Origin of the sequence: Frankia sp. CeD, from assembly GCF_000732115.1 — a bacterium.
GTDB lineage: Bacteria > Actinomycetota > Actinomycetes > Frankiales > Frankiaceae > Frankia > Frankia casuarinae.
The window spans coordinates 35,192-55,401 of record NZ_JPGU01000028.1; the positions used below are offsets into that span (position 1 = coordinate 35,192).

Consider the following 20,210-nt stretch of genomic DNA (forward strand, 5'->3'; position numbering starts at 1 on the left):
TCGGCGGGCACGAGTATCGCCCGCGGCACGGGCCTGACCCGCACAGAACAGTACGCGTTCCTCGCCTTCACGGATGACGGGCGGTCAGGGGCCATACCCGCCTGTCAAACCACCGCGGAAGCCTCATTGACCAGCCGGCAGACAGCCGGACNCCAATGGTCAAGTTCCGGTACCGCGACGCCGGCTCGCTTGGCGTTGTCGTCCCATCGACGCAACGCGATGGCGAGGTCGGCATGTGGCAGGCAAAGGAAGGCATCGACTTCTCTGCCAGTCATCGGGCCGCCTTGGACGCGTAGGCTTCGGGTGGAGGCTACGGACAGGCTGTTGGCGTAGGCGGGGTCGGTGGCCACGAGATAGCGCTTGGCTTTGACGTGCAGCGCGACCGGAGTGCCGATATCGGGGCCGAACCATCGGGTCAGGTAGCGTGCTCCGACGATTTCGTGATGGAGGTCTTCGGCGAGGAAATTGTGGTGCGCGTCGTGTTCGTCGAGGAGGAGATGGCCGATATCGTGCAGCAGCGCGGCGACCTGCGCGGCCTGGTCATAGCCGTCGGCTTCGGCGAGGGCGGCGGTTTGCCGGGCGTGTTCGAGTTGGGTGACGGTTTCGTCGTATTGACTTTGGCCAACGGCGGTGAGGTAGGCGAACAGTTCATCGCAGAACTCGTCCGCGCCAGTGAAGGTGCCGTGGAGGAGCCGGTCGGTATTCATGCAGATTCCTCGGCGCCCCGGGCGCTGACGTGGCTGTCGCCGGTGAAGTGGCCGATGAGGCTGATTCGGTCGGTGCCGGCGGCTAGGCGGTGCTGCTTTTCCTGGTAGTAGTGGTGGCGGTGGTCACCGTCGGAGGCTGCGTTGTAGGTGAGGTAGATGGCCCGGCGACGATGTGGTGAGGTGTTGACTCNGGAGCGGTGCGGGACGTACCAGTTGAACCAGAGCAACGACCCAGCGCGGACGGGGACGGGTTTCCAGAGGAGGGTCTCGGCGAGACTGGCGGGGATGCAGCCGACATCGTCGGTGGGGAGCGGCTCGTGGTGCATGCCTTCGACGACGTCCAGGCAGCCATTGTCGGTGGTGGAATCGTCGATAGCGATCATGCAGGTGATGGTGGACCGGACAAAGGGGTAGGCGGGCGCGTCCTGGTGTGGGGCGAACCCGGCGCCGCCGGGTTCCTTATAGTTGATCTTTTCTTTGTAGAGGACGGCGGGCTCGCCGAGCAACATGCTGGCAATGTCGAGCAGCGTGCCCCGGGTGAGCAAGGCACGCATGCCGTCATGGAAGGGCACGATGTTCTCGGTGCGGCACCGCACCGAGAATCCGTCCCCGGTGGTCTCGTCGTACTGCAGCAGACCGTCCTCGCGGCCCGGCAGGGCCTCGATCTCATCGACCCAGCGTCGCACCTCCCGCAGGCGCTCCGGGCCAAGGAAGCCGTCCATGAGAAGAACGCCACTGGCCTGCCAGGTCGTGAGGTCAAGGGAATCGGTCAGCAACGTGAGCCTCCGAGGAGCCGGTCAACCAGAACGTCTGTGTAACTCTTGTATCAAGAAGAGACGCTGTGATGCAACTTTGTTACAGCGACCGAGTCAAGATACGAGAGGCTTACCGAGAGGAAGTCCACGGCCACCGGTCTCGCTCCACATAAGATCGACATACAGGTAGACGGCGACGGCAACGAAGGCGAAGACCACGTNCCCGCCGAGATGGATGAAGGTGGTGTTGGCCTCCAGGGTGCCGACGAGCAGCAGGACGAGGGCGACGTCGACCAGGCCGAGGAGCAGGGTGAAGCTCCNAGGTAGCCGTATGGTGACCAGAGTGAGCATGGCAATGGTGACCAGCCAGCAGATCAGCCAGATGGCTTGCGTGTGCACGATCTGGGCATCGGGGATGCCGTACCAGTTGTGCCCGAGTCCGAGGGCGAGTGCGGCGTAGCTGGCGTAGAAGCCGAAAAAAACGGCGAACAGGCTAGCCGAGGCATTTTGCCCGAGCGCGGCGGCCCAGACGGTAGCCAGCAGCAGCCCGATCGAGGTTGCGGCGAGGATGGTCGGGATGCCGGCGGCGGCGGCCTCGGCGGGCACGTAGCCGGCGTCGACCAAGCCGAGTCCGAGCGCGCCAGCGATGGTAATCGGGATGCCGACGATGCCGGGGTTGCCTCGCAGCGGGTTCGTGACCGGTGGGTCGGGCGGGGTTTCGGCCTCGGTCAGTAGCGGTACATGCGTTGCCACCGATGCGGGCGGGGCATCAACGGTCATGGCGGATCGCCTTTCTGTTCAGGGGATGACTGGGCGCGCGTGGGAGCCGTGGGGCGCGGGGCGCGCGGGCCAGCACGAAGGCGGGTTGCGGTGTGCCGGTGGATCAGGTCAGCTCTCGGCGGCGAGCAAATCTGCGTGGTGGAGTTGCGCGACGTCGGCGTGGGCACGCAGCCGCACCTTGAGGATGTTCTCGCCGTAGGTAGCGAGGATGGGGTTGTCCGGGTCAGCGCTGTGTCCGCCCGTTGCCTGGGCGGCAAGTTCGGCGGGCAGGTCGATGGGAGTGAGGGTGGCGTCCAGGCGCGGGTTGAAGAAGTAGATAACCGAGAATCGCCGCACGCCAGCGGGTGGGCTGATGACGCGGTGGACGGTGGCCTTGAGGTAGCCGTGGGTGGCGAGCTGCAGCATTTCGCCGAGATTGACGACCAGGGCGCCGGGCAGATGCGGGACGTCGAAGAAGCATCCGTCGCGCTCCACCTGCAGTCCACCGACGGCGTCTTGCAGGACGAAGGTGAGCAGCCCGAAGTCCCGGTGGGTGCCAACGCCTTGATGATCGCAGCCAGGTCCGGACGGAGGGTAGTGGATGGCTTTGATGGTGGCCTCGCCGAGGTCGATCTCCTCGCGCCGGTCGGCCCGACCGTTCGTGAGTTCACCACCCAGTGGGGTGTAGCCACGGAAGTGTGGCGACCGGGTCATCGCGATCGCCATTCGATCGGCTTCGGGCAGAGCGAAGAACGCTCGGGTGACCTCCTCGACCTCCCGGAACAGGGTGTCACCGATGCCGTGCCCCACCAGGTAGAAGAAACCCACGTCATGGCAGGTCTCGCGCAGTCGCTCAAGGAACCGGCTGCGCACCGCGGGATCAGTGCCAGGGTCGAACTCGCGCAGGTCGAGCACCGGCAGCGCCGCGTCGTGCTCGGTCGTGCTGTGGGTCGGGGTGGTGCTGGTCATGACCACAGTCGATCGCTGGCCAGTCGAGCGCCGGCGGTGAGGGATTCGAGTTTCGCCCAGGCCAGGCTCTCGTCGACGGCGAGGAAGGTGGCGAAGGACGCGAAGCCGCAGTCGGTTCCGGGGATGACGCGCTCGCGGCCGACGATGTCGGCGAAGCGGGTGATGCGCTGGGCGATGAGTTCGGGGTGTTCGACGTAGACGCTGGAGGTGTCGATGACACCCGGGATGAGGACCTTCTGCTCGGGAATCTTCGCGTCGGCCAGCACCTGCCATTCATGTGCGTGGCGGTGATTGGCGGCCTCGAATACCAGCCCATCGGCCTTGAGCTGAATGATCGTGTCCAGGATGACGTCCAGGCCGACGTCCTTGTGGTGCGGGCCCTGGTAGTTGCCCCAGCACAGGTGCACCCGCACCCTCGCCGGGTCGATATTGCGTAGCGCGTGGTTGATCGCCTCAACGTGCACGCGCAGCCGGTCCAGGAATCCCTGCTCGGACAGGTGCGCGTACTGGATGTGCCGACCCATCGCCAGATCCGGGGCGTCGATCTGCAGGACCAGCCCGGCTGCGGTGATCGCCTCGTACTCGGCCCTCATTCCTTCGGCCAACGCGAACAGGTACTCATCCAAACTGGCATAGAACTGGTTCGGAAGATAGAGCGCGATAACTCCAGGTGACGCGGCATTCATGAACCGCTCGGTCGGCTGACCCGATCCTGCCGAGATTGAGCTGACGCCGGCTGCGAAGTTGGCCAGATCGGTATCGAGCAAGGCGGTGCCGGTGTAGCTGATCGGACCGGTACAGGTCGGTGTCGCGGTCTCCAAGCCGGCCAGGGAACGTTCGGCCATGCCAGGGTAGTCGTCCAGATCAGCGATCGACAGGCCGCCGCCCTCGGGAACGGCAACGTCCACGTCGAAACCGGTGAGGCGTTCTTTGACGTAGGTGGCGTACCCGATCTTGCTCATTTCGCCATCGCTGATCACGTCCAGCCCGACCTGCGCCTGATGGCCGACGACCACGCCAACCGCGTCCGCGATCCGCTCGGGCAGGTACTCGGCGTCCGCGACCGAGAGGGTCTCCTGTTCCCGGGCCCGGATCAGCTCGGCCAGCCCGGCCGGTCGGGGCAGGCTGCCGGTGTGCGTGGTCAGGATGCGGTCGCTGCTGAGTTTCATGACAGTTCCTCCATCAAGTGGACTAAGCGGTACAGACGGTTCCGGACAGCACCGGCCACCCGGACAGCCTCGTCGAGGCCGCCCCCTGTGACTGCGGTGGCAGCGCGAGGCCGGGTGGGGTCATGGCGGTGACACTGACAGGCCAAGGGAAACTTTATCTAAACAACATCTTACTTCCGTAAGGAAATTACATACATAATGATGCGAAGGGTTGTAAATGATCTATTGTCGGAGACTAGACTCAGGCATGCAGATCATCGGCGCCGTGCTCACCATCCACGGCAACGCGCTCGCAGGGATCGCGGTAAGCGACGGGCGGACCTGGACATTCACTCGCGACGACGGCTCGTTCAGCCTCCGCACCGTGCCGGGGCGCCCGGTCTGGGCCCGGCGCCCCAACGGCTGGACGGGCCGCTGGTGGCAGCACCCGGCAGCGGGGGAGCCGGTGCTGTTTCAGCTGCACCCAAGCCGCACCGGCAGCGATCCACAACCACCCTCGGCTCCCTCAGGGGAGCTGCGATTCGCGCACATCACGGACACGCATGTCAGCGCGATCGACGGCGACCCGTCCCAGGCGGTCGAGCTCGCCGCCCGCTACGGCGACCAGACGGACACCACCAGCGGCCTGCACCNCGCGCTGCGGACCGCAGCCGACCACGGCGCGGCATTCGCCGTGATCACCGGTGACCTCACCGACCACGGCACACCCGAAGAGTTCAGGCGCGTACTCGACTCCCTCGCCGCAGCGCCGCTGCCGGTAGAGATCGTGCCGGGTAACCACGACCATTACGGCCACCGCCACCAACCCCACCCCAGCGACACCCCCCACGGTGGCGGGTTTCTCGGCGCGGCTACCCTCACCCGCTACGAGCAGGCCATGGGCCCGCGCTGGTGGTCAGCTGACCTGGCCGGCGTGCACCTCCTCGCCCTGGACTGGTTCAGCGCCTGGTGCGCGATCGATGACACCGATCAGCAACGCTTCATAATCACCGATCTCGCCACCCGAACCCCCGGGCTGCCAGTCGTCGTGCTCACCCACGACCAGCCCGACCACGACACACTCGAACTGATCCGCTACAGTGCCGCACCCGACAGCCTCCTCGCCGTCCTGTCGGGACATTGGCATGCCGACGCGCAGCGCAACGTCGGCGGCTGTCACCTGCTCAGCACGCCCGCAGCCAGCTTCGGCGGACTGGACTGGTCACCACCGCAGCTCCGCCTCATCNCCCTCNCCCCCGGCTTGAGAACTATGGATCTACGGCACGACACGATCCCGGCGCTACCGAAACCGCCACGGTCACCGACCACGTCTCGCGCCGATGCCCCGGCCTCGCCCCGCACCACCAGCCACTCGATCGGCGCCCATCAACATCTGGGCACCCTCGCGACCATCGCCGGCACCGTCATCGCACCGAGCACCGACACCCACGGCGCAGGACNNNTNNCNNGCCTACACCCCTCCAACACCGGCAGTAACGACAGCCGAGTCGACGTGCTGTGGACGGTGCGCGCCGCAGACGACCCCATCACCGGCGTTCTCGCCGGCCATGACCAGATCCTGGCGTGCAGCCATGCGGGCACCCTCACCGCGCTCGCCCCAGCCACCGGCGCACCCCATTGGACCCGACACCTCCCACACCGGCAGCGACGCCGGCTGCTAGCCACCCCCATCCTCACCGCGGCGGGCCGGCTGATCGTCGGTGACGTCGGCGGCGTCACCTGCCTGGACCTCGACACCGGGGATATCGCCTGGCACCGCGACCAGCTCGGCCAGGTCGACACCCTGCTCACCTACGGAACCGGTCTGGCCACCGACCGCTTGGCCGTGCTGCCCCTCGGCGGCCCCACCCCGGGCCTGACCGCCCTGGACCTGCGCGACGGCACCATCACCTGGACCGATCCGCCCGGCACACCACCGCCCTCCAGCTCGCTGGTCGCCATTGACGGGACCGATGCGCTGCTGCTCCGTACCGCCGGACCCACCCTCGAGCGGCTGAACCTCTCCACCGGCCAGACTCGGTGGCGCACCACCCTGACCGGCCGCTTCTCCACAGCCGCTCCCCTGGTCACCGACGAGGCANTCGTGCTCGTCACCGGCGACGGCATCGCGCACCGGCTCGACCCGGATCACGGCGGCATCCTCGACCGCCAGCACCTGCACGGGCTGCGCCCCGCCTACGGTCCCTACCGGTCCACTGGTACCGGCGCGCCCACCACTGCCGTCCATACCCCACTCGGACCGATGATCGTGCTGCTCGATGGCAGTATCTGGCAACTGGACAGCCCCGCTGGTCCGCTGCTGGTCGGCGACGTNGCGGCGCCCGTCACCACCCAGCCTGTCCTGCTCGGATCGAACACCCTCGTCGTGCTCAGCACCGACGCGGTCGTTCACCTGCTCGACATCAACGCCACCGCAACCCGCCCCATGCTTGCCGGTCCGGCATCGCGGTCTGCCTCATGACCAGCGCCATCCGCAACCGAATTCTGGCACCTACCCGCGGGACCGCCACCCACCGTAGTCCCAGGCCTGATTTGATCCTAAGTTCCTGGGTATTAGACCAGGAGATGATCATTCCACACAGGGGGATGTGATTTAATGACGTCTGAGCCGAGGAGAACCTTGTCGGACGTTTCGTCGGACTACGCACTGGATGCCGGTTTCGATTCGCTACTGGGCACGCAACTGATCGATTTCAGTCCGACGGCGATGGTAATTATCGATCCGGATCTGCGGGTGCGACGGAGCAACCGGTCCTTTCGGGAAATATACGGCCTGTCTCCCGAGCAACTGGCGGGAACATCCATCCCCGAGCTGCTGCCGGATATGGACCCGCGGGTGTGGAAGCTTGCCCGGTGGGTCCTGGCCAGCGGTGAATCAGTTGAAGACACGGAGATCATCGGCAGGAGCGTGGCTTTCCCGCAGGAGGAACGCACCTGGCGCTTTTCGCACTTTCCGCTCCGGGACCGTGAGGGGGTGCCCGCGGCGGTTGGCGTGACGCTGGTCGATGTGACGGATCAGCGCCGTGCCGAGCGGAAGCATGCGGAAGCAGAGCGGCGACTGCGGCTGCTCACCCGGGCGAGCACACTCGTCGGGCGATCCCTGGAACTGGACGCCACACTGGCGAGTATAGCCGATTTTATGGTACCGGAATTCGCCGACNCCTGCAGCGTGTACCTGCTCGACGAACCCCTTGACACAGACGCCCGACCGGAGCTGTTGGAATTGCGGCGCGCCATAAAAACACGCGTTTCCGGTCCGCCCCTGCAAAGTTGCGACATCCCGTTCTCAGCCGCCGGAGAGATCCTTTACTGCCACCGAAACTCTCCGATCTACCAAGCCTTTGCGTCGGGTCGCCCGTTTCACCACGCGGCCGACGATGAATCGTTGATCAGCGGATATCAGACTCCTGGATTCCTCGACTACTTCCGGCGGCTGCTGCTGCGTTGGGGGATCGCGGTGCCCCTGCTGGTGGGGCGCTACTTTCATGGGGTCATGGTTGTACATGTCGGCGTTTCCGGGCGTACCTACACCGACGACGACGTCGAGATGGCCGCCAACCTTGGTGGACGTATCTCAGCCGCCATCGCCAATGCCCGCGCGTACGCTCGCGAGCGGGAGGTTTCTGTCACGCTGCAGCGCAGCCTGCTTGCACCCGACATCCCGGCCGTGGCCGGAATGGACATCGCCTGGCGGTACGAGCCGGGCTCCCTTCCCGGCCGGTCGCCCTGCGCCGAGCCGGGTCCGCCGATCGACGCCGAGGTGGGCGGGGACTGGTTCGACCTCATCCCGCTCTCGGCGGGTCGGGTAGCTCTCGTCATCGGAGACGTGGCCGGCCGCGGTGTGACCGCCGCCGCCGTCATGGGTCAACTCCGCACCGCCAGCCGGGCGTTCGCCTCACTCGATCTGCCCGCCGACGACGTACTCACCCACCTGGACAACCTTGCCCAGACCATCGGGGCAGGGCCTGACGGTGCCTTGGCGAGCTGCGTCTACGCGATCTTTGAGCCCACCACCGCGACGATAGTCCTCGCCAACGCCGGCCACCCCCCTCCCGCCCTGCGTGATCCCGATGGCCGGGTCCGCCTCCTGACCGGCGGGGGCGGCGCGTTTCTCGGTATCGGCGGGCAAGTTTTCGTCCAGACCTGCTACCCGTTCCCCGTCGGGGCGACGCTCGCGCTCTACACCGACGGCCTCGTCGAGTCACGCGATATCGATATCTTCCAGGGAATCGGCCGGCTACAGCACGCTCTCGCGGACGCCGGCACCGCGGACGCCACCGCCGACCGGCTGATGCGCCTGGTCGATCAGGCCAATCGAGACGACGACGTGGCGCTCCTGCTCGTCCGGGCCGCCGCGGCCATCAACACTCGCACCCTTACCATCCCTCTCACCCTCGACCTCAGGGCCGTCGGACAGGCTCGCCACGCCGTCAACGCCGCGCTGCGTCGCTGGCAGCAGCCCGAAACCATCGAGACCGCGGAACTACTGGTGAGCNAGATCGTCACCAATGCGATCCGCTATTCCCGAGTCCCCGGCGAACTCGTGCTCCGCAGCGTCCCGACGGCCCTCTACATCGAGGTCTCCGACAGCGACAGTCACCTCCCCCGTGTCCTCCACCCCAACGAGCAGGAAGAACACGGTCGTGGCCTGATCCTCGTCGATGCACTCGCTGCCCGGTGGGGCACCCGCCCTACCCACTCCGGCAAGACGGTCTGGTGCCAACTCGACACCGGCACTGACACCGGCCCGGAAATCTTCACCTAGATCTCGTCCACGAACCCGCTGTCCCCAGGCGCGTGACGGCGCGTCGATGCATCCTCGGAAGCCCCGGGCCGAGCCCCGAGGTGGGACGCCGCATCGGCGGCGAAGCTCTCAGCCGGGCCGGTCGGACACCCTGACCTGCACTGTGTGGTCCCTGCCGTCTCGGTGGACGCCTAGCGTCACCATGTCACCCGGGGATACCTCGCGCAGCCTGGCGGAGAACTCCCCGGCGGAGGCGACCGACTTGCCGTTAAAGCTACGGATGACATCACCGGGTAGAACACCTGCCTTGCCCGCGGGCCCGCCGCGCACGACGGCCAGCACGAGCGCCCCGGCACGCACGTCCAGTCCGAGCCGCTCAGCGATCGCCGAGGTGAGGGTGGCGAGCTGGACGCCAACGAAGGCGTGCTTCACGGTCCCGGTGCGCAGCAACTGCTCAACGGCGTCAACCGCGGTCGCGGACGGTATCGCGAAGCCCAGCGACGAGGCTCCGGTCGACGGTGGGATGTAGGCCTCGTTGATGCCCACGACCCGGCCCTGGCTGTCCAGCAGCGCCCCGCCGGAGTTACCGGGCGAGATCGCCGCATCGGTCTGGATAAGGTCCACCAGCGGCCGCCCCTGCCCACCCTGCTGACCGGATACGGGCAGGTTCCGGTTCACGCCGGAGATGATCCCGGCGGTGACGCTGTTCTCGAATCCCAGCGGGCTGCCGATCGCCACCGCCAACTCGCCCACCTGGGGCAGATCCTTACGGAACGTCGCGGCGGGTAGGCCGGTCCGGTTCACCTTCACCACGGCGATGTCGCTGATCTCATCGGCGGCCTGTACCCGACCGGCCACCCGGCGGCCGTCGGCGAAGGCCACCTCGGCCTTTCCACCGGATGCCTGGGCAATCACATGCTGGTTGGTGACGATGACACCGTCGGCGCGGTAGACGATGCCGCTGCCCAGCTCGTTCCCGACCAGGATGGTGACAACGGACGGCTCGACGTCGGAGACGATGCCCGCAACGGCGCCGAGCCCGGCTCTGTCCGCGGCGGCGGCCCGGTCCGCCGTCGGCGAGCCGGGCCCGCCGCCAGTACCGCAGCCGGTGGCGCCCACCAGCATCGCGGCAGCGGCGACGATCCCACTGATCCAGCCGGTCANCCGGCTCACGCNCCTGCCATACCCGCCAGAAGCTCCTGCCATACCCATCAGAACAGCCCGAACGCACAGCGGGCGGGGCCGGCGCACACAGCCCAGCGCATCGACCCGTCCGGCCCGGTGCTGTGGTCCGCCTCGCCGTACGCCGCGGTCATCGGACCCGGAACCGTTCGGCGTCCCGCTGCCGCACCGACAGGCCCAGGCCGCACCGCGACCGATCCGGGACCAGCGTCCCGTCCGGCCGCGCATCGAGGACCCCGTCGAACAGCAGATGTTCGACCCGGACGTGGTCGTGGAAGTACTCGAGGTGCCGCAGATGCCACACCGCGGTGCAGGCGTGCACGCTGACCTGCGGCGCACAGTGGGCGGACAGGTCGATCCCCCGCGCGTCGCACAGCGCCGCCGCCCGCAGGAACCCGCTGATGCCGCCGCAGCGGGTGACGTCCACCTGCAGGCAGTCGACAGCACCCGCGGCCAGCATCCGTTCCAGACCGGACAACGTGTAGCCGTACTCGCCGGCCGCGATGTCCATCCCCGCCGGGCCGCGGTCCCGCAGCAGCCGCAACCCCTCCAGGTCGTCGGAGCTGACCGGCTCCTCGAACCAGCGCACATCCTGCTCCGCGAAGATCTCCGCCAGCATCAACGCCTGCTTGCGGCTGTACGCCCCGTTCGCGTCCACATAGAGCTCGACGTCGGATCCGACTGCCCGCCGGGCCACAGCCACCCGCTTCCGGTCCTCCGCCGGGTCCCGGCCGACCTTCATCTTCACCCGCGGGATACCCGCCGCCGCCCAACCCGACAACTGATCGCAGAGCTGGCTGTCCGGATAGGACGTGAAGCCGCCACTGCCGTAGATCGGGACCCGGTCGTGCACCGCGTCCAGCGCCACCACCAGCGGGACACCGAGCAGCCGCGCCTTGAGATCCCACAGCGCTATGTCCACCGCCGAGATCGCCTCTGCGGCCATGCCGGGACGGCCGATGTTCCGCACCGCCGCCTGCATCGCCGACCAGCAGGCACCGACCCGCAACGCGTCCCGGCCAGTCACCACCGCCGCCAACTTTCCCGCGACGACATCCGCGGCAGCGAGATGGCAGTAGGTGTAGCCCAGACCGGCCTGGCCGCCGGTCCGGACCGTCACCACCACCAGGGTGACGGAACCCCACTCCAGCGTCCCGTCCGACTCGGGCTGCTCGGTCGGCACCAGGTAGGCGGCGACCTCCACGCTCTCAACCGCTGGCATGCCTGCTGTCTCCCCGAAACCGCGGCNCGCCACGCCTACCCGGTCGCCCAGGCTGCTGCCCCGGGACGGGGTGGGCGAGGTTGGCTTCCGTGGCCACGGAAGATCCGCCAGGCTCGCGGGGCTGGGCGGCCCTCCGGCACGAAATCCTCCTCCGAACGTTCACCTTGGCTGGCGAAGCCAGGAGACANCCTCGGCCCCCGCGACCCGCCGGTCACCTCAAGGCACCGGCGGCAGCCGCACCAGCCTTCGGCGGGACCGAGTCACCAGGGCGGTGCCGGCTCTGCCGGCGAGCGCCCAGGCGGTACTGCGAGACTTGCAGGCCAGTCTGATCAGCCAGATCCGGACAGGCTGGCTATGGCTGGCGGCAGCGCCGATGCTGGGCGGCNGCGCCCTCGGTCTGGCCGGGGCCGTCGCCCGCACCCCGCGCGGCCCGTCCCCTCGCCGCGGAGACCTCCTGCAGGGTTGGCTGCTCGGCCGCGAACGCTGACGCCGCGAACGCCGACGCCACCACGGAGTCGGCCAAGGCCAGCCGGCGGTGCCCGGGAACGGCCGCGGCGAAAGCGAGCATGCTCGCGGCATGCAGGCAGTCCGCAGCGACGCCAAGCCGGCCCGGCGGTAGCAGGCTCTGGACGAGATGGCGGGCTCCCAGCACCCGCACGGCTGCCGGCCGGGCGCGGCTGGAGGAGTGGCCGCCCGCGGCCCGCAGAACCAGCCCGGGCTGCGCCACCAGCAGGATCCCCCACCCGGTCCGCATGGCCCTGAGCGCCGCCCACCCGGTCCGACCGATCCGCCACATTGTTGGTCCCGCACATTGTTGGNCCCGCGGCTGGTNCCNGGCNGNGGGACACCGCCTCGGTTGCCACGATCCGTACCGTGGTCAGGTCCCCTGTTCGGACCGCTCCCGCTGCTCGTGGCCTTCGGCTTCCCTCTCGTGGGCCTGAGCCTGAGCCCGGGCCTCTTCCGCCTCGCGCTGCTCCCGGCCCTTCTCCTCCTGCTGCTGCCCCNCCTGCCGCAGCCCTTCGCTGCCGGTCACATCGGCTGCCGCTTTCTTGATCTTGCCTTTCGCCTCTTCGAATGCGCCCATGAGTGAGTGTTCCCTCCTGACTGACTTTTTTGGCAATCTTGGTGCCACCTACGGCGGCCGATCTGCACGGGCCGCCAAGGTAAGCGTTCCCACCTGGGCGGACGTTCTCCCCTACCGCTGGGATTCGTCAGGCAACCGAAAGATCAACAGGCTGGCCCGGCGCGCCCGTCGCCGGCCCCCTACCGGTGCCGGGGCATCCGGTCGGCCCCGACTCCCATGCCGGCCCCGACTCCCATGCCGGCCGCGGTGACCACGGCGGCGAGCACCCCGCGGCGGTGCTGGCTGAGCCAGAGTTCCGGGCTGTGGGCGTGGGCGCGGTCGTCGAAATCGCCGTGCGCGCCGTGGTCGCCGGGCACCGGGTAGAAGATGTTCTCGCCGAGCATCGGGTTGTGGTCGTCGGGTGCCTGCTGGCTGGCGTAGCCGGTGCGGGCGAGGTAGCGGTCCAGCAGGGCGGGCGCGATCCGGTTGCCAAGGATGGTGGCGACGGTGGAGACGCCGACCCACATGCTGCGCCGTGGGTGCTCGGCCGCGTGGACCACCGCACGCGCGCCCACCTCGGGCTGGTAGATCGGCGGGACGGGCCGCGGGNGGNGACGCAGCCGGGAGCACACNNNGTNNAACTGGACGGTGTTGAGCGCGGGCATGTGTACCATCACAACCCGCACGTTGCTGCCGTCGTGCAGCAGTTCGGTCAGCACCGACTCGGTGAAGCCGACGATGGCGTGCTTGGCGCCGCAGTAGGCCGACTGCAACGGGATACCGCGGAAGGCGAGGGCGGAACCCACCTGGATGATCACCCCGTGGTCACGTGCCATCATGTGCCGCAGCGCCGCACGGGTTCCGTTGACATGGCCCAGGTAGGTGGTGACTGTGGCGCGTTCGAACTCCTCCGGGGTGATCTGGGGAAAGGGAGCGAAGACGCTGGCCATCGCGTTGTTGACCCAGACGTCGACCGGCCCCAGCTCCGCGCGCGCCCGCTCGGCGGCCTCCTGCACGCCCGCGGCGTCGGCGACGTCCGCGGGCAGCGCGAGGCCGCGCCGGCCCGCCGCCGCCACGTCCGCTACCGCACCGGCCAGACCATCCTCGCCACGGGCCAGGACACCCACGTCGTAGCCGCGGCGCGCGAACTGCCGGACGATCGCCCGACCGAGCCCCGCCGAACCCCCGGTGACCACCACCACTCCGCGCCGGCCGCCCGGCTGGTCAGCTGATCTCCGCATCATCCCTCCGTCCAGTGCCGCGATACGTCCAGTGCCGGGATATTCAGTGGTCACGGATCCGCTGTCCCGCGGCGCGGGCGGCCAGGCCGCCTGCGGCCGCCGCGGCAACGCCGAGACCGGGCAATACCGCCAGCGACGCGGCCCGTGGCGACGAGGGCCGCTCGACAGCCTGCTCCGGCCGGGCTGCCGGCACGTCGCCGAACCGGGCCATGGCCACCACTTCGGCGAGATGGACGGCCTGCCGCCCACCGGCCTCGCCCTGCTCGATCTGTGTGCGGCAGCTGAAGCCGTCCGCCAAGACCAAGGCGCCGTCGGGCGCGTCGCGCAGGGCGGGAAACAGCACCCGCTCCCCGCAGGCCTGTGACACGTCGTAGTGGCCCCGCTCGAAGCCGAAGTTGCCCGCGAGTCCGCAGCAGCCCGAGTCCAGCACCCGCGGGTCCATCCCCATCTCGCGCATCAGCGCGGTGTCCGCGTTGAAACCCAGCACCGCGTGCTGGTGGCAGTGGGTCTGGACCATCGCGGGCCGGCCCAGCGACGGAGGTTGCCAGCCGGGCGTTCGGTCGTACAGCAGCTCGGCGAAGGTCAGGGTCTGCTGGCGCAGCCGGGAGACGTCGGGGTCGCGCGGGAACAGTTCCTCGGCGTCTGAGCGGAAGACCGCCGTACAGCTCGGTTCGAGCCCGACGATCGGCGTCCCGGCCCGCAGGTACGGATGCAGCAGCCGGGTCGTGCGCCGCAGCACCCGCTGCGCGGTGGCCAGCTGGCCCGTGGAGATCCAGGTCAGGCCGCAGCACACCGTCCCGCCGGGCGTCACGACCCGCCAGCCGGCGTCCTCCAACACCTCGATCGCCGCCTGCCCGATGTGCGGGTGGAAGCGGTTGGTAAAGGTGTCCGGCCAGAGCACCACCTCGCCCCGCCGGCCGGATCCTCGCGGCCCGCGCCGGGCGTACCAGGCCTGCAGGGACTCGGACGCGAACGGCGGGATGGCCCNTGCCCNGGCCACCCCNCCGGCGAGCTTCACCAGGTCGGTGAGCCCGGGCGCGGTCGCGAGCGCGTTCACCGTCCGGGGCGCCAGGGAAGCGAGCCTGGCGGCCAGCGGCAGCCATCCCATCGAGTAATGAGCCAGCGGCCGGATGCGCCCCGCATAGTGGTGGGCCAGAAACTCGGCCTTGTAGGTGGCCATGTCCACGTTCACCGGGCAGTCGCTCTTGCAGCCCTTGCAGGCCAGGCACAGGTCGAGCGCGTCGCGCACCGCTGTCGAGCGCCAGCCGTCGCGGATCGGCGAGTCCGGGTGGCCCGCCAGCATCTCGAACAGCAGCCGGGCTCGGCCCCGAGTCGAATGCTCCTCCTCCCGGGTGACCATGTAGGACGGGCACATCACACCGCCGCCCTCGCGGCGGCAGCGGCCGACCCCGACGCAGCGCAGCACCGCCCGGCTGAAACTGCCCCCGTCATGTGGGTAGCGGAAGAAGGTCTCCGTCTCGGCGGGTTCCCAGTCCGCGCCCAGCCGCAGTTTGTCGTCAATCGGATAGGGAGCCACGACCTTGCCGGGGTTCATCCGGTTCCCCGGATCGAAAATCGCCTTGAACTGACCGAACGCGCGGACGATGTCCGCGCCGAACATCTTCGGCAGCAGCTCGCCGCGCTGCTGGCCGTCGCCGTGCTCCCCGGACAGCGACCCACCATAGGAGGCGACCAGGTCCGCGGCCCGTTCCAAGAACTCCCGATAGCTGCCCACCCCAGAGGCGGTGACCAGGTCGAACGGGATCCGGCTGTGCACGCAGCCCTGCCCGAAATGGCCGTAGAGCGACGCCTCGGAGAACCCGAACTCGCCGTACAGCTTGCGTAGGTCGCGCAGGTAGTCGCCGAGCCGGTCCGGGCTGACCGCGCTGTCCTCGAACCCGGGCCAGGTATCCGGCAGGCCCGGCACCCGGGTAGTCGCGCCCAGTCCCGCCTCCCGCACCTCCCACAGCTCGGCCTCCCGGGCCGGGTCGTCGAAGAACGACGCCACCGGCGGATGCGGCGAGGAGCACAGGTCGTCCAGCATCGCCCGGGCCTTGCGGTCGGCCTCCTCGGTTGTCTGGCCGCCGAACTGCACGAGCAGCCAGCCGGCCGATCCCTCGGGCAGCAGCGCCAACGCCTCCGGGTACAGGTGCTTCTCCCGCTCGAAGTGGATCAGCCTGTCGTCCAGGCCCTCCAACGCGATCGGGTCGTGCGGCAGCACCCGCCGTACCGCGTCCCCGGCCGCGGCGATGTCCGGGTAGCCGAGCACGACCAGCGACTGTGCCGGCACCACCGGCACCAGTTCCAGCTCGGCCCGCAGCACCGTGACCAACGTCGACTCGCTGCCGACCAAGGCCCNCGCGACATGGAAGTGCTTTTCTGGCAGCAGGCTGTCCAGGTTGTAGCCGGACACCCGCCGCGGCACCTCCGGATAGCACCGCCGGATCTCGGCCAGATAGTGGTCCCGCAGCTCCCGCACCTGCCGGTACACCTGCGCCCGACGGCCTCCCGCACGCACGGTCTCGACATACTCATCGTCGGATGTCTCCCCCACCCACATCCGGGTCCCGTCATACAGCAGCACCTCCAGGCGGGCGATGTTGTCCACCACCTTGCCGGCCCGCTGTGCCGTCGACCCGCACGAGTTGTTCCCGATCATCCCGCCGAGGGTGCAGTGGTTGTGCGTGGCCGGCTCCGGCCCGAACCGCAGCCCATGCGGCGACAGCAGGTCGTTGAGATGGTCCAGTACAACGCCCGGCTCCACCACGCACCGCCGGCCATCCGGATCCACCGACAACAGCCCGGTGCAGTACTTCGACCAGTCAATCATCACCGCCGCGTTCGTCGACTCCCCCGCCAGGCTCGNCCCCCCNCCCCGCGACAGCACCGGCGCGTCATGCNCCCGGCACNCCGCGACCGCCTCGGCACCCGCCTCCACCGACCTCGGTACCACCACCCCGATCGGCACCTGCCGGAAATTGGACGCGTCCGTCGAATACGCCCCCCGGGTGCCGGCGTCGAACCGCACCTCACCATCCACCCGCGCCGCCAGATCCCGCTCCAACGCCGCCGCGCTCACACCACCAGAACGCATCGCCCGGACCCGCCGTACCGGGTCAGGAAGCCGGACCGCGGTCATATCGGCCGCCCCGCGCCCATTCCCGCGCCAGGCCTGATCCCCAGGTCGATCGGGAAGTCGCGCATACCCNCCCCTCTCCTGCGAGCGTCCCGCACCGACTCTCCGTCAGGCACTCTCCGTCAGGCACTCGACAGGCCACCGCCTCGGCCATTCCCGCACCGGCGACCGGCCAACCATCCGCCCCCACCCACGGCCGCTCCCGGCTACACGCCGTCCTTACGGGTCACCGGCATCGCCCGGGCGACGCCAGCCGCGGCCAGCCCACTCGATCGAGATTGGGCGCCCCTGGTAGCCGGCCGAGGCGGACCCCGTCCCAGGGGCGCGCGCCGGGGCGCTCACCTCGCGACGCAGCTGGTCCAGCCCGGCGGACAGCCGCCCGGCCAGGTCCGCCGTCGGCGGCACAAGGCTGGGATCCGTCGTCACCGAGAGGCAGAGTTCGTCCTGCCAGCCGAGTGCCCCCACCGCAAGCGGCACGCCTTCGGCGAGGGGGGACCAGCGGGTAGGTGTCGAGCAGTGGCAGGCCGACGAACTCCCGCGGGCCCGCCGCGCCTGGAAGGTTCGATACGATCATTCCAATATGCCGACCCTGATAGACGCTGCGAGCCGCGGGTCCGCGCAGCGGCGCCGGCAGGGCACCTATCACCCGCAGGGCCGCGCCGGCCGCGAGGATCCGCCCCGGGCGCCGCGCCCGCCGGCCACCGGCGGTAATCGCCCGCAACTGCCAGGACACTGGCATCGGGTCGAGCGGCAGGTCAAGCTGCACCGCCGTGGTCGCGTTACCCAGGTCGTCGCCGATGGCGGTGCCTGTCGTGCGCAGAGAGATCGGCGTGATGGCACGGACCGCCGCACCGCACGGCTGGCCCTGCTCGGCCAGCAGCTGGGCCAGCCTGTGCCACCATGGCGAGCAGGACGTCGGTCACGCGGGCGTTCGCGGCCCGCGCGACTGCCCGAACCTCGGGCAGTCGCAGCCGCACCATCCGCNCCCGGCGAGCCGGTCCCGATCGCCCAGACCAGGGGAAGGGGGGCGCGGCTCCGTCCAGCCCGAGCCGCACCATGCCGGTGGTCACGGCCGCCCATCGCGCGGGCGCGGGCGAGGCGGACAGCGAATCCGGCCGCACGGCTCCGGGCTGCCGGGTCACCTCGCGGACATGCCAGGACAGGTCGATACTCCGGGCCAGTTCCCATCTGTAGCCGGACAACGGCCCCGGCGACACGACTCGTCGCAACATCGGGGGAATATCCGCCAGGCGCCGAGCGACATGGGCGCGGATGTCGGCGAGCGTGGGCGAGGAGCTGCCGGGGAGGAGTCTCAGAACCGCGACGCCCCCGACCTGCTGCGGGCTGCGGGGGCCTTCCNCCTCGAGGAAGAAGGCATCGGTCGCGGGCATTCGGCGCCGTTCCCGCGGCTGGCTGTATCCCGGCCCCTCCGGACGAGCTCGCGCCCCCGCCCCGCCGGGGCCTGCAACTCACCTTCCTGATCATGATGGCTCCCATGGTGGCCGCCGGCCTCGTCGGTCTCCGGGCGCTACGCACCTATCCCCGAGACGTCACCACAGCCGCGCAGTACGAGGACCGCCACCACTGACCGCGGCAACCGCCAAGCATCCCCGATCGCACACCTCATCCATCAGCACACCCATCGGCGACGTTCACCGGCGGTGAGAAGGNGACGTCTGGGCAGTCACGGGAGGGGATGCAACGGGACATCTAGCCGTCCCGGTCAGCCTTTCCTGGCGGCGAGGCGGCGCTCCAAGCGGGTGACGCGGCAAGCGATGCGCGCCCGGTGCTCAGGCCGAGCCTGCTCGTACACGTCGCGCAGCATGAGGCGCAGCCGGGAGAGCACCCGTGGGGAGTCCTGCGCCCACCGGCTAATGTCGTCCACGCCGATCCGCAGGTAGTCCTCGAGATCGGGTTCCGGCACCACGAGCCGCGGCTGGCCGTCCCGGTCAGTATGGGCCCGGGGCGTCAGGTGCCGCGTGACAAGCCGGCGTAGCAGATCATGCACCTGATCGACCGCCGCCACCGCGGTCGTATGGTCGTTCATGGCTGGTGACAGGGCGCGTTCCGCGATATCGGCCAGCTGCCGGAAGCCGAACGCAATGTCCTGCTCCATGCTCCGCTCGATCTCGATATCCACCGCGTCAATCACGGCCTGCCGGTCGAGGTCTCCGCGGAGGCCGTCGGCGGGGCCATCGTGCACGGTGAACAGCGGCATCCCGGCAGCAACGAAATCACCGATCTTTGGCACGAGCACAACCAGACAATTAGCCTGCGAGGCAGCCCGAACCACCGGTCGGTCTCGCACCACGGCGATAATACCGTTCCGCGGGGCGCTTATGATCTTATATCTTGGGCTGCGCGCGGCCGTCGGCAGAGGTACCGAGGATACGGAGCCGACGCCATCGAAGCGGCGAGCGATGCATCGGCGGGTCTGCGTGCCGATCGAGGCCAAGATCTGCGACACCCGGACCGCATTGGTCACGTGGTGGATATAAGCGATGAAGAGCACAACGCTGATGAGTACCAGCAGAACCGACAGAGTGACAGCCGTCCGCGGCACAAACGACCGGGCCGTGTCCGCGCCGCGGACCGAGCGCAGGACCGCCAGCGCATAGACGAAAGTCGCAACGAAGACACCCAGTGCCAGTTGGGTGAGGCGATCCTGAAGGAAGGTCCGCAGCACCCGAGGCGAGAACTGGCCACTGGTCAGCTGCAGCGTCACGATCGTGATCGAGAACACCAGCGCGGTAAACGAGATCATGGAGGAGGCGACCGCGGACAACACGGATCGTGCACCGTCCGGCCCGCCGCTGAACAGGAACGGCAGCGCGGCGGACAGCCCCCGCTCATCCAGCCAGGGAACCGAAACGGCAAGACCAACCGCCAAGGCGGTACACAGGGCCGGAATCGTCCAGAAGCTGGTCCACAGCCGGCGCGCGCGGGACCGCCACATGCCTTGTTGCCGCGCGGACAGCATGGCCAGGAGATGCCCGTCAGCTGCCCGGCTGACCCACAGGTGAGGCGCGCGTCGCGGCCGTCCCGAAGGACCACCCCCTCCGCGCAACGGATCTCCAGGGGGCCGACGGTCAGCGCCCGCGGCTCACCAGGCCCGGCAGGTCCCCTGAGGTACGCAGGCGACGGCACACCTCCAAACCATCCATACCCGGCAACATCAGGTCGAGCAGAACGGCGTCCACCGGATGCGCGGCAACCTCCACCAGGGCCGCCTCGCCCGTAGCCGGCTATCGTCGCCCCGCCCA

The 20,210-nt window shown here is 69.1% G+C and carries 13 protein-coding genes and 3 pseudogenes; 2 read left to right on the forward strand and 14 right to left on the reverse strand.

Annotated elements, in window-relative coordinates:
• Nucleotides 1–104: 104 nt before the first annotated feature.
• The 5 genes from CED_RS14885 to CED_RS14905 all read right to left on the reverse strand — a co-directional run bounded on the left by CED_RS14885 (nucleotide 105) and on the right by CED_RS14905 (nucleotide 4,359).
• Complete coding sequence (locus tag CED_RS14885; RefSeq protein WP_035911565.1) at nucleotides 105–707, reverse strand: phosphonate degradation HD-domain oxygenase; 603 nt, start codon at nucleotides 705–707, stop codon at nucleotides 105–107.
• Entirely contained in the window at nucleotides 704–1,483 is a 780-nt protein-coding gene (locus tag CED_RS14890) for a phytanoyl-CoA dioxygenase family protein (RefSeq protein ID WP_035911568.1), read from the reverse strand. The genes CED_RS14885 and CED_RS14890 overlap by 4 nt, the downstream gene beginning before the upstream one ends.
• Nucleotides 1,484–1,576: 93 nt before the next feature.
• Nucleotides 1,577–2,242, reverse strand: coding sequence for a GPR1/FUN34/YaaH family transporter (locus tag CED_RS14895; RefSeq protein WP_035911571.1), 666 nt, complete (start codon nucleotides 2,240–2,242; stop codon nucleotides 1,577–1,579).
• Between the two features lie 108 nt (nucleotides 2,243–2,350).
• The gene (locus CED_RS14900) at nucleotides 2,351–3,190 is read right to left on the reverse strand and encodes an isopenicillin N synthase family oxygenase (RefSeq protein WP_023841231.1); all 840 of its coding nucleotides are present in this window, start codon (nucleotides 3,188–3,190) and stop codon (nucleotides 2,351–2,353) included.
• Nucleotides 3,187–4,359 (reverse strand): cobalamin-independent methionine synthase II family protein, encoded by a 1,173-nt coding sequence (locus tag CED_RS14905; RefSeq protein WP_011436422.1) that lies wholly within the window; start codon nucleotides 4,357–4,359, stop codon nucleotides 3,187–3,189. The genes CED_RS14900 and CED_RS14905 overlap by 4 nt, the downstream gene beginning before the upstream one ends.
• A 247-nt stretch (nucleotides 4,360–4,606) precedes the next feature.
• On the opposite strand from CED_RS14905, the pseudogene CED_RS14910 reads away from it, so the two are divergent.
• A pseudogene (locus CED_RS14910) lies at nucleotides 4,607–6,820 on the forward strand (PQQ-binding-like beta-propeller repeat protein).
• 159 nt (nucleotides 6,821–6,979) lie between these two features.
• Nucleotides 6,980–9,124 carry a SpoIIE family protein phosphatase gene (locus CED_RS14915; RefSeq protein WP_160172399.1) on the forward strand — a complete coding sequence of 715 codons (2,145 nt, stop codon included), beginning with the start codon at nucleotides 6,980–6,982 and terminating at the stop codon, nucleotides 9,122–9,124.
• A 108-nt stretch (nucleotides 9,125–9,232) separates the two neighbouring features.
• On the opposite strand, the gene CED_RS14920 is transcribed toward CED_RS14915, so the two are convergent.
• The 9 genes and pseudogenes from CED_RS14920 to CED_RS22810 all read right to left on the reverse strand — a co-directional run.
• The gene (locus CED_RS14920; RefSeq protein WP_035911579.1) at nucleotides 9,233–10,276 is read right to left on the reverse strand and encodes a S1C family serine protease; all 1,044 of its coding nucleotides are present in this window, start codon (nucleotides 10,274–10,276) and stop codon (nucleotides 9,233–9,235) included.
• Between the two features lie 139 nt (nucleotides 10,277–10,415).
• On the reverse strand, nucleotides 10,416–11,507 hold the full coding sequence (locus CED_RS14925; protein WP_011436418.1) for an enolase C-terminal domain-like protein: 1,092 nt from the start codon (nucleotides 11,505–11,507) through the stop codon (nucleotides 10,416–10,418).
• A 1,263-nt stretch (nucleotides 11,508–12,770) separates the two neighbouring features.
• Complete coding sequence (locus tag CED_RS14940; protein WP_035911598.1) at nucleotides 12,771–13,811, reverse strand: SDR family oxidoreductase; 1,041 nt, start codon at nucleotides 13,809–13,811, stop codon at nucleotides 12,771–12,773.
• 43 nt (nucleotides 13,812–13,854) lie between these two features.
• Nucleotides 13,855–16,950: an FAD-binding and (Fe-S)-binding domain-containing protein gene (locus tag CED_RS14945; protein ID WP_035911584.1), complete on the reverse strand. Its 3,096-nt coding sequence runs from the start codon at nucleotides 16,948–16,950 to the stop codon at nucleotides 13,855–13,857.
• A gap of 216 nt (nucleotides 16,951–17,166) precedes the next feature.
• Nucleotides 17,167–17,424, reverse strand: a complete 258-nt coding sequence (locus CED_RS25395; protein WP_023841238.1) for a hypothetical protein — start codon at nucleotides 17,422–17,424, stop codon at nucleotides 17,167–17,169.
• A 19-nt stretch (nucleotides 17,425–17,443) separates the two neighbouring features.
• Nucleotides 17,444–17,836 (reverse strand): annotated as a pseudogene (locus tag CED_RS26270) (WS/DGAT domain-containing protein); the annotation flags it as partial.
• Nucleotides 17,727–18,338, reverse strand: a complete 612-nt coding sequence (locus CED_RS26275) for a wax ester/triacylglycerol synthase domain-containing protein (RefSeq protein WP_084680819.1) — start codon at nucleotides 18,336–18,338, stop codon at nucleotides 17,727–17,729. The pseudogene CED_RS26270 and the gene CED_RS26275, both read right to left, overlap by 110 nt.
• A 332-nt stretch (nucleotides 18,339–18,670) precedes the next feature.
• On the reverse strand, nucleotides 18,671–19,927 hold the full coding sequence (locus CED_RS14955; RefSeq protein WP_023841240.1) for a DUF2254 domain-containing protein: 1,257 nt from the start codon (nucleotides 19,925–19,927) through the stop codon (nucleotides 18,671–18,673).
• A 109-nt stretch (nucleotides 19,928–20,036) separates the two neighbouring features.
• A pseudogene (locus CED_RS22810) lies at nucleotides 20,037–20,174 on the reverse strand (response regulator); the annotation flags it as partial.
• Nucleotides 20,175–20,210: the final 36 nt, after the last annotated feature.